Source organism: Pseudomonas sp. AC532, from assembly GCF_979258965.1.
Window position 1 is genome coordinate 2,656,517 of sequence record NZ_OZ409888.1, and the last position, 13,962, is coordinate 2,670,478.

Sequence of the window (13,962 nt, forward strand, 5' to 3'; positions counted from 1 at the left end):
CACACTCCGTCTCTTAGCCCTTGCGGGTATACGCCAGCACTCGCTCATCGGCTACCGGAAGCATATCCGGGTGCTGCCAACCGACCACCTCGCCCACTCCGACCACCAGCAAGCCACCTGGCGCCAGGCACTCGGCCAGGCGGTTGAGGATCTCGCGGCGCCGCCAGCGGCGAAAATAAATCAGCAAGTTCTGGCAAAAAATAACGTCCATGCCGGCCATTGGCGCTTTGTCCAACTCCAGCACATTGAGCTTGGCGCAACACACGCGCGCGGCAAGCCCTGATACCACTTTGAAACGTCCGTCGGCCTGCGCCAGGAAATAGCGCTCGCGCAGGCTTTCATCCATCTGTTGCAACCGGCGCACGTCATACAGACCGTCCCGCGCCTTGCCCAGCGCACTGCGGCTGATGTCGGTGCCGGTGACCCCGAATCGCCCTTCAGCGCCCAGCACCTCGCTGGCACCAATGGCCAGCGAATAGGGTTCCTCGCCGCTGGAACAGCCCACGCTCCAGATCGCCAGCGGCGCCTCCAGCCCCTGCTCTCGACGCCGGGCCAGGTAGGCCTCGTACACCTCGAACGACGGCGGATGACGGTAGAAGCGGGTTTCCTGCACGGTCAGCCGGTCCAGCAGATTCGCCCATTCCACCGCACCCCGCGGGCCATCGGTGACCTGCCGGTAATACGTGGCGTAGTCACTGATGCCCAGCTCGCGCATGCGGGTGCTGAGGTTGGTCTGCAGGAAGATGCGGCGCTGTTCGTTGACCACCATGCCGAGCCGCGACTCCAGCAGTTGCTGCCAGTCGCGGAACTCCGTGGCGGACATGTCCGCCAATGGTTGCAAGGCCCAGACGCCTGACTGCATGTCGTGCCCCTCGCTCATGCCCACACCTGCCGCGCCGCACATCCTTCAATGCGCCGCCCGGCAGTTGATCAGGCCTGCTCGCCGTCTTGTGGCAGGGTGAAACCGGATACCGAATGACGCATCTCGCTGGCCATCTTGGCCAGGTTACCAATGCTCTTGGCGGTAGCCGTGGTACCGGACGAGGTCTGCGAGGTGATCTCCTGAATCACGTTCATGGTGTTGGAGATGTGGCCCGCGGACGACGCCTGCTGGCGTGCCGCGTTGGAAATGTTCTGGATGAGCGCGGCGAGGGTCTTGGATACCTTCTCGATCTCTTCCAGTGCCACACCCGCATCCTGGGCCAGGCGAGCACCGCGCACCACCTCGGATGTCGTCTGTTCCATGGAGATAACGGCTTCGTTGGTGTCGGTCTGAATGGTCTTCACCAGTGCCTCGATCTGCTTGGTCGCGCCCGAGGAGCGTTCGGCGAGGCGTTGTACCTCGTCCGCTACCACGGCGAAGCCTCGGCCTGCGTCACCGGCCATGGAGGCCTGGATCGCGGCGTTCAGTGCGAGGATATTGGTCTGGTCGGCGATGTCGTTGATGAGGCTTACGATGTCACCGATCTCCTGGGACGACTCACCGAGGCGCTTGATTCGCTTCGAGGTGTCCTGGATCTGCTCACGGATGTTATCCATGCCGGTGATGGTGTTGTGTACGACCTCGTTGCCCTTGTTGGCGATGGCTACGGAACGCTCCGCTACCGCGGAGGACTCCGAGGCGTTCGCCGATACCTGGTCAATCGACACGGCCATTTCGTTGATCGCCGCGGAAGCCCCGGCAATTTCCTGGGCCTGGTGTTCGGACGCCTCGGCCAGGTGCATCGCCGTGGCCTGGGTTTCCTGGGCAGCACCGGCTACCTGAACGGCGGTCAGGTTGATCGTGGCTACCAGGTCACGCAGCTGGTCGATGGAGTAGTTGATGGAGTCGGCGATGGCACCGGTGAAGTCCTCGGTTACCGTCGCGGCCACTGTCAGGTCACCGTCGGCGAGGTCGGCGATCTCATCGAGCAGACGCAGAATCGCGGTCTGGTTACGCTCGTTCTTCTCGGCGGTCTCGGCAAGGCGGCGGTTGGTTTCGCGCACCATCACCAGGCCGATGATCAGAATCGATCCCAGCGCCAGGGCGCCCAGCACGTAACCGGCCACGGTGTTCAGCGAACGCCCCTCGGCCAGGTTCTCGAAACCCTCGGACAGGCCCGACGCCTTTTCCAGCAGGGTCTGCGAGAGGCTGAAGATGGTGTTGGCGGACTCGCGCACCTGGAACAGTTCCGGCGAGGTCTCGAGAATTTCGTCCACGGAACCGGAAACGAATTCGAACAGTTCGGAAATTTCCGCCAGACGCTCCAGGGCTTCCGGGTCGCTCACTTTGGCGATTTCCATCGCCGCGTTGCCTTCCTGCATCGCGCTCAGCACGCGGCCGAACAGGCTGGCATCACGGCCGAACATGTCGGCAGCCTGTACCGAATCCTGGTCACCGGCCAGCACCCGGTTCACCGAACCCAGGATCCGCTCGGCCAGCAGCGACTGGCGCTGGGCAACCGATACCTGGGCAGCCGGCGCACCGCTTTCCAGCAGAATGTCGACGACTTCCTCGTACTCGACCTGCAGCTGCGGAATGGTTTCCGCCAGCGTGGCAGCTACCTGGTGCAGCGACAGAACGGTCTGTTCGCTGGCCAGGATGGCATCGGCGTTCTGCCGCAGCCCATCCCAGTCCTGCTGCACGGCAGCCATCTGTTCCTGCACGGCGGCAGGCGCAGCGGGCAGGCCGCTCTGCGCGTTACCGTCGGTGAGGTACGCCCAGCGTACCTCGAAGTCGTTACGCGCATCGCGCAGCAGGGCAAACGCAGCAGGCGTACCCGCGGCGGCTTCGGTGGCATCCTTGGAGATACGCTGGGACAGCACGCGCAGCTCGCCAGCGTGACCGATGTATTCGGTGTCGTAGTTACTTTGCGTATTCACGTACGCGAAGTTGGCGAACAGCATCACGATCGAAATGATCAGGACGACGAACAGCCCCGCCACGAGCGCGCCTACACGTGTCCCCGCCAGCACATTGTTTGAGACTACTTTTTTCATTATCTGGCCCCCGCCTGGGCCCTACCGCACTTCGAATTCCATATAACGTCAGAAGGCTGGCTACGCCGCCTCCACCAGAAAGCACTCAATACGCAACATCGATAAACCCCGGCGCCTGTGCCAGCGCATGAGGGCTGAACACCAACCAGGGTTGCTCGCGCTGGAACACCCCATGAATAAACGGCTGGATGGACGCTTCGAGCGCTGGCAACTGCTCGGAAAAGGTGTCCACCGCAAAATGCTGCATGCCGAACACCTCGTCGACCGTGAGGCCGGCGAAGATGTCCTGATGATCGACTACCAGCACCCGCCGCTGCTTGCGCAATGGCGACAACTCACCGCCGAAGAACCCACACAGGTCCATGACAGGCAGCAGCCGTCCACGCACGTTGGCCACTCCCTTGACCCAGCTCTTCACGCCGGGCAGCAGGGTATGCCGTGGTTCGTGCAGCACTTCACCGACCTCACCCATCGGTGCGACGAACAACCGTTCGCCCATGCGAAAACCAATGCCGCTCCAGGTCTGCACCGCCACTTGCTGCGACGGCAGACCCGCCGCCACCGCGCGGCAGCGCTGCTCGATGCCGAGGAGAATCTGAAAGGGAGTGCGTGCCTCTGACATGCCTGTCGTGACCTTCTTCTTGTGCCTCGCTGTCCGACGTCAGCCGGCCAGCACGGCGCTCAGGGTTTTCAGCAGCGTAGCTTCATCTACCGGCTTGGTCAGGTAATCCTTGGCGCCCTGGCGTTTGCCCCAGACCTTGTCGGTTTCCTGATCCTTGGTGGTGATGATGATCACCGGGATGTGACTGGTCTCCGCGTCCTTGGTCAGCTGCCGGGTAGCCTGGAAGCCGTTGAGGCCGGGCATGACGATGTCCATCAGCACGGCATCGGGTTTTTCCTGGCGCGCCAGGGCAACGCCGTCGGCACCGTTTTCGGCCTTGAGCACCTGATGACCATGCTTTTCCAGCATGGCGGTCAGCTTGTACATTTCGGTCGGCGAGTCATCAACTATCAGAATTCGAGCCATGATGTTTCCCAATACATAAGAGAAGAGGCGGTTACGGCGTCAGCCGGACGTCAGGAAGCCTGCTCGACCGGTGTGAATTCCGGTACGTGGGCCTTGATCGCGCCGAGCAGCTCTTCCTTGCTGAAGGGTTTGGTCAGGTACTGATCAGAACCTACGATGCGGCCCTTGGCCTTGTCGAACAGGCCGTCCTTGGACGACAGCATGATAACTGGCGTGGACTTGAATGCGCTGTTGTTCTTGATCAGGGCGCAGGTCTGATAGCCATCGAGACGCGGCATCATGATGTCGACGAAAATGATGCTCGGATGAGTGTCGGCAATCTTCGCCAGGGCATCGAAGCCGTCCACCGCAGTGATCACCTCGCAACCCACCTTTTTCAGCAAGGTTTCCGCTGTACGACGAATCGTCTTCGAATCGTCGATCACCATCACCCTCAAACCTTCGGAATGCTGTTCCATGTCTGCCCTGCCACCACTTCGGTGAGTCGTTGTGTTACGTCATTTCCAGTGTGCCGGAGCCCCTGAAACCAATGGGCCCGGCCCATCGCTGGGCCTTTTTAGCACACTCTCCCCATGCAAGCCATCAGCCCGGTTTCCCTTGACCACCGGCCCCGTCAGCGCCAACCTTGGCGCCCACCCCCGCTACCTTCGCGGCTGCTTCCCACCGCCCTTCACGGAGATACCTCAATGAGCGTTCGGCTCGGCATCGTCATGGATCCCATCGCGCAGATCGCCTACAAGAAGGACAGCTCCCTGGCCATGCTGCTGGCTGCCCAGGCCCGCGGCTGGAGCCTCTTCTATATGGAACAGAAGGACCTCTATCAGGCCGCCGGTGTCGCCCGCGCTCGCACACGCGCCCTTCAGGTGTTCGCCGATCCGCAGCACTGGTTCGAATTCGGCGAGGAGCAGGATCTGCCGCTGGCCGAACTGGATGTGATCCTGATGCGCAAGGATCCGCCCTTTGATAACGAATTCGTCTATTCCACCTACCTGCTCGAGCAGGCCGAAGAAGCCGGCACGCTGGTGGTCAATCGCCCGCAAAGCCTGCGCGACTGCAACGAGAAATTCTTCGCCACTCGCTTCCCGGCATTCACACCGGAGACGATTGTCAGCCGCAGACCCGACATTCTGCGCGATTTTGCCAAGCAGCACCGTGACATCATTCTCAAACCCCTCGATGGCATGGGCGGTTCGATGATCTTTCGTCACCGCGAGGGCGATCCGAACCTCTCGGTAATTCTCGAAGCACTCACCGCCCATGGCAGCCAGCAGATCATGGCGCAGCGTTACCTGCCGGCGATCCTCGACGGCGACAAGCGCATTCTGATGATCGACGGTGAGCCGGTGCCTTACTGCCTGGCGCGCATTCCCGCCAGCGGCGAAACCCGCGGCAACCTGGCCGCTGGCGGCCGTGGCGAAGCGCGTCCGCTCACCGAGCGTGACCGTGAAATTGCCGCGGCGGTCGGCCCCAGCCTGCGTGAGCGCGGCCTGCTGTTCGTCGGCCTGGACGTGATCGGTGATCGCCTGACCGAGATCAACGTCACCAGCCCGACCTGCATTCGCGAGATCGATGCGGCCTTCGATACCCGCATCGGCGAACAGCTGATGGACAAGATTGCCGAAAAGCTCAATGCGCGGAGTGCTTCATAGACTTTTCCCGGGCGCCTCGGCAGACTGCGCGGCAACCAGGGGTCTGCTGAGGTGTCAGCACGACCGTGCCGACACCTCATTAGCTCCCGACTGACAGAATCGCGATGAACGCAGCAGCCACCCCACCCGAATTGACGTCCTCCGGCGTTCGCCCGGCGGATCGCCTGGGGTTCACCCTGTTCCTCGCTGCCGTGCTGCATGCCGCGTTGATTCTTGGCGTGGGCTTCACCTTTGCCGAGCCCGGGCAGATCAGCAAGACCCTGGAAATCACCCTGTCCACCTTCAAGAGCGATGAAAAGCCCAAGGAGGCGGATTTCCTCGCCCAGGACAACCAGCAGGGTAGCGGTACCCTGGAAAAGAAGGCAGCGCCGACCACCACGGAACAAGCGCCCTTCCAGGATACCGAGGTGCGCAAGGTGACGCCCGCAGCGGCCCCGCCGCCGCCTGCGGTCAAACCCGAAGCGCCCAAGGCGGTGGTCACCACCCGGGCACCGCAGGCGCAGAAGGCGCCCGCCAAGCGCGAGGAGACCAAGCCCACGCCTCCAGCACCCGAGGCGCCGGCCTTCGACAGCACCCAGCTGTCCGCCGAGATCGCCAGCCTCGAGGCGGAGCTGGCCAATGAAGTGCAGCAGTACGCCAAACGCCCGAAAATCCACCGCCTGAACGCTGCCTCGACCATGCGCGACAAGGGCGCCTGGTACAAGGACGAGTGGCGCAAGAAGGTCGAACGGGTCGGCAACCTCAATTACCCGGACGACGCTCGCCGTCGGCAGATCCATGGCAGCCTGCGCCTGCTGGTCTCGATCAACCGTGACGGCAGCCTGTACGAGGTGCTGGTGCTGGAGTCTTCCGGCCAGCAGGTGCTCGACCAGGCAGCGCTGCGCATCGTGCGCCTGGCCGCTCCCTATGCCCCCTTCACCGGCGACCTGGCGGACATCGACCGCCTGGAAATCATCCGTACCTGGCGTTTCGAGCGCGGCGACCGCCTGTCGAGCAACTGACGGGGCGAGTCTGCTGCATGAGGCAGCCGCCTACAGGCTGCCCAAGGCGAAGGCAACGCAGGCAAGGCCGAAACGCGGCAGGCCTGGAAGAATGCGAGGTTTACAGGTTGCACAGCGCTCGCCCCCAGACGGTCTTTAGTCACCGCGGCAACGTAGGTAGTTCTTCAACAGCCTGTTAAGCTATCGCCCATGAAAGACGCCACCCCGAGCATCCTCAAACATCACTTTCTGATCGCCATGCCGCACATGGCCGATCCGAATTTCGCGCATACCGTCATCTACCTCATCGAGCACGGTGACGAAGGCGCCATGGGGCTGGTGATCAACCGCCCCAACGGCCTGAACCTGGCCGACGTGCTCGAACAACTGCGCCCCGACAGCGATCCTTCCGTGCTTTGCCAGAGCCTGCCGATCTTCAGCGGCGGGCCGGTGCAGACCGATCGCGGCTTCGTGCTGCACCCCAGCGGCCCGCAGTTCCAGGCGACCGTCGACCTCGGCGACCTGGGTCTGTCGACCTCCCAGGACGTGCTGTTCGCCATTGCCGAGGGTATCGGCCCGGCCAGGCACCTGATCGCCCTGGGTTACGCGGGGTGGGGCGCGGGCCAGCTGGAGGCGGAGCTGGCCGATAATGCCTGGCTGACCTGCCCGGCTGACCCGGCGATCCTCTTCGAAACGCCGTATGACCAGCGCCTGGGCGCCGCCGCCGCACTGCTCGGTATCAACCTCAACCTGCTCACCGCTCAGGCAGGGCACGCCTGATGGCCGAGGCAAGCGGCAAGGCGCTGCGCCTGCTTCTCGGCTTCGATTACGGCACCAAGCAGATCGGTGTCGCGGTTGGCCAGCCCATCACCGGCTCTGCCCGCGAGCTGTGCATTCTCAAGGCGCAGAACGGCGTGCCGGACTGGCAAAAGGTCGAGGCGCTGCTGCGCGAATGGCAGCCTGACGCGCTGGTAGTTGGCCTGCCGCTGAACATGGACGGCACACCGAGCGACATGAGCGAGCGTGCGGAAAAGTTCGCCCGCCGCCTCAGCGGCCGCTTCAACCTGCCGGTTTTCACCCACGATGAACGCCTGACCACCTACGCCGCCAAGGGCGAACGCCTGCAACAGGGCCAGACCAGCGGCTACCGCCAGCGCCCGGTCGACGCCCTGGCTGCCGCCCTGTTGCTGCAAGGCTGGCTGGAAGAGAACAGCCCGGGCTGATCCAGCCTTGGCCACAAGGAGCTTTCGATGAGCCTACCCAACCCTGCCGAACTGCTGCCGCAGATGGCGTCCTCACTGATCAGCCACCTGAACCGGCGGCAGATTGCCGAGCCGCGCTTCATCGGCATCCGCACTGGTGGCGTGTGGGTGGCCCAGGCGCTGCTCGAGCAGCTGGGCCGCGATGAACCGCTGGGCATTCTTGACGTGTCCTTCTACCGCGACGACTTCACCCAGAACGGTCTGCACCCACAGGTTCAGCCCTCCGAGCTGCCCTTCGAGATCGAAGGCCAACACCTGGTGCTCATCGATGACGTGCTGATGAGCGGGCGCACCATCCGCGCGGCCCTCAACGAGCTGTTCGACTATGGTCGCCCGGCCAGCGTGACCCTTGTCAGCCTGCTCGAACTGGATGCCCGAGAATTGCCGATCCGCCCCGACGTGGTCGGCGCGACCCTGTCGCTGGCTGCCGACCAACGGGTAAAATTGTCCGGCCCCGCGCCCTTCACCCTCGAACTCCAGACGCTCTCCGACCAAGGCCGTGCGCAATGACCCCGATCGATGCCAAGCGACCGCTGCAACTCAATGACCAAGGCCAGCTGCGCCATTTCCTGTCCCTCGACGGTTTGCCCCGCGAGTTGCTGACGGAAATTCTCGACACCGCCGACTCGTTTATCGAAGTCGGCGCCCGGGCCGTCAAGAAAGTCCCGCTGCTGCGCGGCAAGACCGTGTGCAACGTGTTCTTCGAGAACTCCACGCGCACCCGCACCACCTTCGAGCTGGCGGCCCAGCGCCTGTCGGCCGACGTCATCAGTCTCAACGTGTCGACCAGCTCGGCCAGCAAGGGTGAGACGCTGTTCGACACGCTGCGCAACCTGGAAGCCATGGCCGCCGACATCTTCGTGGTGCGCCATTCGGAATCAGGCGCCGCGCACTTCATCGCCGAGCACGTGTGCCCTAACCTGGCGATCATCAACGGCGGCGACGGCCGCCACGCGCACCCGACCCAGGGCATGCTCGACATGCTGACCATCCGCCGCCACAAGGGCGGCTTCGAAAACCTGTCGGTGGCCATCGTTGGCGACATCCTGCATTCGCGGGTCGCACGCTCGAACATGCTCGCGCTGAAAACCCTCGGTTGCCCGGACATCCGCGTGATTGCCCCAAAAACCCTGCTGCCGGTGGGCATCGAGCAATACGGCGTAACCGTCTACAGCGACATGACCGCAGGCCTCAAGGATGTCGATGTGGTGATCATGCTGCGCCTGCAGCGCGAACGCATGACCGGCGGCCTGCTGCCCAGCGAAGGCGAGTTCTACCGCCTGTTCGGTCTCACCGAGCAACGCCTGGCCCTGGCCAAGCCGGATGCGCTGGTCATGCACCCGGGGCCGATCAACCGGGGCGTCGAGATCGAGTCGGCAGTGGCCGACGGTCCGCAATCGGTGATTCTAAATCAGGTCACCTACGGCATCGCCATCCGCATGGCCGTGCTGTCCATGGCCATGAGCGGCCAGAACGCGCAACGACAACTCAACTCCGAGGAGCACAACTGATGCGTACCCGAATCCTCGGCGCTCGCGTCATCGACCCGAACAGCGGCCTGGATCAAGTCGCCGATCTGTATGTAGAAGGCGGCAAGCTGAGCGCCATCGGCCAGGCCCCCACCGGCTTCACGGCCGACCAGACCCTCGACGCCCAAGGGCTGATCGCCGCGCCCGGGCTGGTCGACCTGTCCGTGGCCCTGCGCGAGCCCGGCTACAGCCGCAAGGGCAGCATCGCCAGCGAAACCCTGGCAGCGGCCGCCGGCGGCGTCACCAGCCTGTGCTGCCCACCGATCACCAAACCGGTGCTGGACACCTCGGCGGTCGCAGAACTGATCCTCGACCGCGCCCGCGAAGCCGGGCACACCAAGGTGTTTCCCATCGGCGCCCTGAGCAAGGGGCTCGACGGTGAACAACTCGCCGAACTGGTCGCCCTGCGCGACGCCGGCTGCGTGGCGTTCGGCAACGGCCTGAACAATTTTCGCAACGCCCGTACTCTGCGCCGCGCGCTGGAGTACGCGGCGACCTTCGACCTGACGGTGATCTTCCACTCCCAGGATCACGACCTCGCCGAAGGCGGCCTGGCACATGAAGGCGCCACCGCCAGCTTCCTCGGCCTGTCCGGCATTCCGGAAACGGCAGAGACCGTGGCCTTGGCGCGCGACTTGCTGCTGGTCGAGCAGAGCGGTGTGCGCGCACACTTCAGCCAGCTGACCAGCGCCCGCGGCGCCCAGTTGATCGCCGACGCACAGGCCCGCGGCCTGCCGGTGACCGCCGACGTGGCGCTGTACCAGCTGATTCTCACCGACGAGGCGCTGATCGACTTCTCCAGCCTCTACCACGTGCAACCGCCCCTGCGCACCCGCGCCGACCGCGACGGCCTGCGTGAGGCAGTGAAGAGCGGCGTGATCAGCGCCATCTCCAGCCACCACCAGCCCCACGAGCGGGACGCCAAGCTGGCGCCCTTCGGCGAGACCGAGCCGGGCATGAGCGGTGTACAGCTGCTGCTGCCATTGGCCATGACCCTGGTGCAGGACGGCCTGCTCGACCTGGCCACCCTGCTCGCCCGCCTGAGCAGCGGCCCAGCCCAGGCCCTGCGCCTGCCCGCCGGCCAATTGCAGGTCGGCGGTGCGGCGGACATCCTGCTGTTCGACCCGCAAGCCTCCACGGTGGCGGGCGAAAGCTGGTACTCGAAAGGCCGCAACAGTCCATTCCTGGGCCACTGCCTGCCCGGCCAGGTGCGCTACACGCTGGTCGACGGTCACCTCAGTTATCAGGCGTGAGCCGGCAACCTCCAGCCAGCGGTCTGCACACTCTCTCGGCGCCGATACCTGCAACGGCTATCGGCGCCGCTTACCCCTCGCGCCATCGGCTCAATAACGCTGCTGCGCATTCTTGATCGACACCTGGGTGTTCAGCGTCCAGAAGTCGTACAGCACACCGACCAGAAACAGCCCGCCGGTGAACAGGTAGATAATCCCGGTGATCCATTTGCCCTGGTACATCCGGTGTACGCCAAAGATGCCCAGAAAGGTCAGCAGGATCCAGGCGACATTGAAATCGGTTCGCCCGGCGGTGAAGCGCAGGTCCGCCTCACGGTCCATTGCCGGGATCAGAAACAGGTCGATGATCCAGCCGATGAAGAACAATCCCAGGGTGAAGAACCAGATGGTGCCGGTTACCGGCTTGCCGTAATAGAAACGGTGCGCGCCGAGAAAGCCGAATATCCATAACAGGTAGCCAATGATCTTGCTGTGGGTGTCAGGACGCTGCATCAGGTACTCCAGAAAGGTACATAAACCGTTTTGATCGATAACCGCGCCGCAGGTTTCACCGTGGGCGACGAGCCGACCTTGCATGTCGGTCAGGCTTGCCGAATACTGTACATAAATACAGCTATCGAATCTTGACCATGGAATTGATCGACAAGCTTACGGTACTCGCCGACGCCGCCAAATATGATGTGTCCTGCGCCAGCAGCGGCGCCCCCAAGCGCAGCTCCAAGGGCCAGAGCGGCATGGGCGCCACCAACGGCATGGGCATCTGTCACAGTTTCACCCCGGATGGCCGCTGCGTCGCGCTGCTGAAAGTTCTGCTGACAAATTTCTGCCTGTACGACTGCCAGTACTGCGTCAACCGACGCTCCAGCGATGTGCCACGTGCACGCTTCACACCCGAGGAAGTGGTCACGCTGACCCTGGATTTTTACCAGCGCAACTGCATCAGCGGGCTGTTTCTCAGCTCCGGCATCATCCGCTCGGCCGACTACACCATGGAACAGTTGGTACGAGTCGCCAAGCTACTGCGTGAAGAACACGCCTTTCGCGGCTACATCCACCTCAAAACGATTCCCGATGCATCGCCAGAACTGATCGCCCAGGCAGGCCGATATGCCGATCGCCTGAGCGTCAATATCGAGCTGCCCACCGAAAGCAGCCTGATTCGTCTGGCGCCGGAAAAGAGCGTGGCGCCAATCAAGCTGGCCATGGGCACCATTCGCAACGGCGTCGAAGAAGCCAGCAGCGAGAAACGCGCGCCCGCCTTCGCGCCTGCCGGCCAGAGCACGCAGATGATCGTCGGCGCCGATGCCACCGACGACAGCACCATCCTGCACACCGCCCAGTCGCTGTATGGCGACTTTCGCCTCAAGCGCGTCTACTACTCGGCTTTCAGCCCGATCCCACAGAGCCCCAAGAGCGTGCCCTTCGAAGCGCCGCCCCTGTTGCGCGAGCATCGCCTGTACCAGGCCGACTTCCTCATGCGGGGCTACGGTTTCAAGGCTGCCGAATTGCTCGAAGGGCCTGGCAACCTGGCACTGGACATCGACCCCAAACTGGCCTGGGCGCTGAACAACCGGCAGCACTTTCCCGTCGACCTGAATCGCGCCGATGTCAGCCTGATCGCGCGGATCCCCGGCATTGGCGTACTCAGCGCCCAGCGCCTGGTGGCGCTGCGCAGGCAGAAACGCATTCGCTTCGAGGATGTAGGTCGCCTGCGCTGCGCCCTGGAAAAGGCCAAGCCATTCATCGTTACCCAGGATTACCGACCGGTGCAGGCGACCCGCGAATCCCTGGTCATCCGTCAGCAACTGAGCGAGGCGCCACGCCAAATGGGCCTGTGGTGATGCATCCGGTGCGTTTCGACGGCAGTTTTGCCGGCTGGCGGGACGCCGCTCGCCGCCAACTGCAACGCGGCCTGGCGCCCCATCAGCTGAGCTGGCAGGACGGCCAGCACGCCGACGACCTGTTCGCCCAACTGGACGAACCCGAGCCAACGACCACCTGTCCGCGCCCGGTCAGGGTGCCACGGCAACTGCTCGAGCAACTGGAATGCGCCGCGCGCTTTCGCTGTGACGGCCGCTGGGCCCTGCTATACCGCATCCTCTGGCGCGTGGCCCAGGGTGACCACGCGGCGATGCTCGCCGGCGATGCCGACGGCAGCGAGCTGCACATGCGCCTCAAGGCCGTGCGCCGCGAAGCCCATCACCTGCATGCTTTCCTGCGCTTCAAACCTCGCGATGCCAGCGTCGGGGGCCCGCAACTGGTGGCCTGGCACGAACCGGCGCACGACATTCTGGCCAGCGCATCGGGGCACTTCGCCGACCGCCTGGGCCGCCAGACCTGGTTGATCGCCACACCCGACGACGGCGTCTACTGGGACGGCGAACACCTGCATCACATCGCCCCTTGCCCACCCGAGTGGCAACAACTGGCGCAGGCCACCGACGACCGAAACGAAGCGATGTGGCTGGCCTACTACGGCAGCACCTTCAACCCGGCGCGACTCAACCGCAGCGTACTGGAAACCAACATGCCGGTGCGCTTCTGGCGCAACCTGCCAGAAGGCCCGCTGATTCCCAGGCTGATGAGCCAGGCCCGGGCCGGCGCCCAGGTCGACGGACAGGCCCAGACGGTCGCCGCCAGACCTGGCAAACGCATCCAGGCAGATGCGCACAAAGTGCTACCGGTACGGCCGTGAGCCCGAGGCACGATAGGTCAGGCTTTCATCTGCCCTGCAGCAAAAACCAGTATCCCCTTTTTCAACTTGCCTCCAACCCGTCGATTTGCAGTGAGTGGAGCCGTGTACAAGAAGAGGGTCGGCAAAGGCGAGGAAAGATGTTAAACCGCCATGATTCCACCTGGAGCCATCATGGACGACATTATTGGGTCTTCACTGCCGCGTAGGCAGCTCAGAAAAGTGGCCCCGCCGGTTCCAGTTGCGCCACCTGCTTCACTGCCGCGTAGGCAGCTCAGAAATTGTAGAAATCCCGGAATGTCGTGCCCGCCAGCTTCACTGCCGCGTAGGCAGCTCAGAAATGCAGCAGGGCTTCCAAGTAGGGCGTAGGAAACTTCACTGCCGCGTAGGCAGCTCAGAAATGTGCGTGATGGAATGCAACCCTGAAATCGGCCTTCACTGCCGCGTAGGCAGCTCAGAAATGCCAGGTAAGCAGGCCTGCAATTGTCTCCTCCTTCACTGCCGCGTAGGCAGCTCAGAAAAGCAGACATATCAGCGAATAGCAAATGAAGCACTTCACTGCCGCGTAGGCAGCTCAGAAATTTCGGTAAG

Annotated in this window: 15 protein-coding genes and 1 CRISPR repeat array (1 of these 16 running past the window's edge); of the genes, 9 read left to right on the forward strand and 6 right to left on the reverse strand. The window is 63.5% G+C overall.

The genetic code is table 11. The features are described from left to right. Positions 1–13 precede the first annotated feature (13 nt). From ACZ0AV_RS12525 to pilG, 5 genes are all read right to left on the reverse strand, one after another. Positions 14–862, reverse strand: coding sequence for a CheR family methyltransferase (locus tag ACZ0AV_RS12525; RefSeq protein WP_499153355.1), 849 nt, complete (start codon positions 860–862; stop codon positions 14–16). Positions 863–930: 68 nt separating this feature from the next. Beyond that, positions 931–2,979: a methyl-accepting chemotaxis protein gene (locus ACZ0AV_RS12530; protein WP_499151325.1), complete on the reverse strand. Its 2,049-nt coding sequence runs from the start codon at positions 2,977–2,979 to the stop codon at positions 931–933. Between the two features lie 85 nt (positions 2,980–3,064). Next, a complete protein-coding gene (locus ACZ0AV_RS12535) occupies positions 3,065–3,601 on the reverse strand; it encodes a chemotaxis protein CheW (RefSeq protein WP_499151326.1) in 537 nt (178 codons plus the stop codon). 39 nt (positions 3,602–3,640) lie between these two features. Next, positions 3,641–4,006: a twitching motility response regulator PilH gene (pilH, locus tag ACZ0AV_RS12540; RefSeq protein WP_499151327.1), complete on the reverse strand. Its 366-nt coding sequence runs from the start codon at positions 4,004–4,006 to the stop codon at positions 3,641–3,643. A 50-nt stretch (positions 4,007–4,056) separates the two neighbouring features. Continuing rightward, complete coding sequence (pilG, locus tag ACZ0AV_RS12545; RefSeq protein WP_447594792.1) at positions 4,057–4,464, reverse strand: twitching motility response regulator PilG; 408 nt, start codon at positions 4,462–4,464, stop codon at positions 4,057–4,059. A 228-nt stretch (positions 4,465–4,692) separates the two neighbouring features. Between pilG and gshB the strand changes: the two genes are divergently transcribed. From gshB to ACZ0AV_RS12580, 7 genes are all read left to right on the forward strand, one after another. Continuing rightward, positions 4,693–5,655 (forward strand): glutathione synthase, encoded by a 963-nt coding sequence (gene gshB, locus ACZ0AV_RS12550; RefSeq protein WP_499151328.1) that lies wholly within the window; start codon positions 4,693–4,695, stop codon positions 5,653–5,655. Positions 5,656–5,759: 104 nt separating this feature from the next. After that, positions 5,760–6,656, forward strand: coding sequence for an energy transducer TonB (locus ACZ0AV_RS12555; RefSeq protein WP_499151329.1), 897 nt, complete (start codon positions 5,760–5,762; stop codon positions 6,654–6,656). Positions 6,657–6,845: 189 nt separating this feature from the next. Further along, complete coding sequence (locus ACZ0AV_RS12560; RefSeq protein WP_499151330.1) at positions 6,846–7,415, forward strand: YqgE/AlgH family protein; 570 nt, start codon at positions 6,846–6,848, stop codon at positions 7,413–7,415. Continuing rightward, positions 7,415–7,858 (forward strand): Holliday junction resolvase RuvX, encoded by a 444-nt coding sequence (gene ruvX, locus ACZ0AV_RS12565; protein WP_499151331.1) that lies wholly within the window; start codon positions 7,415–7,417, stop codon positions 7,856–7,858. Before ACZ0AV_RS12560 ends, ruvX begins: the two co-directional genes overlap by 1 nt. A 27-nt stretch (positions 7,859–7,885) precedes the next feature. Next, positions 7,886–8,407 carry a bifunctional pyr operon transcriptional regulator/uracil phosphoribosyltransferase PyrR gene (gene pyrR / locus ACZ0AV_RS12570; RefSeq protein WP_499151332.1) on the forward strand — a complete coding sequence of 174 codons (522 nt, stop codon included), beginning with the start codon at positions 7,886–7,888 and terminating at the stop codon, positions 8,405–8,407. Continuing rightward, positions 8,404–9,408, forward strand: coding sequence for an aspartate carbamoyltransferase catalytic subunit (locus tag ACZ0AV_RS12575; protein WP_499151333.1), 1,005 nt, complete (start codon positions 8,404–8,406; stop codon positions 9,406–9,408). Before pyrR ends, ACZ0AV_RS12575 begins: the two co-directional genes overlap by 4 nt. Continuing rightward, positions 9,408–10,679: a dihydroorotase gene (locus ACZ0AV_RS12580; protein ID WP_499151334.1), complete on the forward strand. Its 1,272-nt coding sequence runs from the start codon at positions 9,408–9,410 to the stop codon at positions 10,677–10,679. Before ACZ0AV_RS12575 ends, ACZ0AV_RS12580 begins: the two co-directional genes overlap by 1 nt. 90 nt (positions 10,680–10,769) lie before the next feature. Here the strand turns inward: ACZ0AV_RS12580 and ACZ0AV_RS12585 are convergent, their stop codons facing one another. After that, entirely contained in the window at positions 10,770–11,174 is a 405-nt protein-coding gene (locus ACZ0AV_RS12585) for an NINE protein (protein ID WP_499153356.1), read from the reverse strand. A 134-nt stretch (positions 11,175–11,308) separates the two neighbouring features. On the opposite strand from ACZ0AV_RS12585, the gene ACZ0AV_RS12590 reads away from it, so the two are divergent. Both ACZ0AV_RS12590 and ACZ0AV_RS12595 read left to right on the forward strand, forming a co-directional pair. Then, complete coding sequence (locus tag ACZ0AV_RS12590) at positions 11,309–12,520, forward strand: putative DNA modification/repair radical SAM protein (RefSeq protein WP_499151335.1); 1,212 nt, start codon at positions 11,309–11,311, stop codon at positions 12,518–12,520. Further along, on the forward strand, positions 12,520–13,374 hold the full coding sequence (locus tag ACZ0AV_RS12595; protein WP_499151336.1) for a TIGR03915 family putative DNA repair protein: 855 nt from the start codon (positions 12,520–12,522) through the stop codon (positions 13,372–13,374). Before ACZ0AV_RS12590 ends, ACZ0AV_RS12595 begins: the two co-directional genes overlap by 1 nt. Before the next feature lie 190 nt (positions 13,375–13,564). Beyond that, a CRISPR array of direct repeats spans positions 13,565–13,962; the repeat unit is 28 nt; unit sequence CTTCACTGCCGCGTAGGCAGCTCAGAAA (it continues 650 nt past the right edge of the window).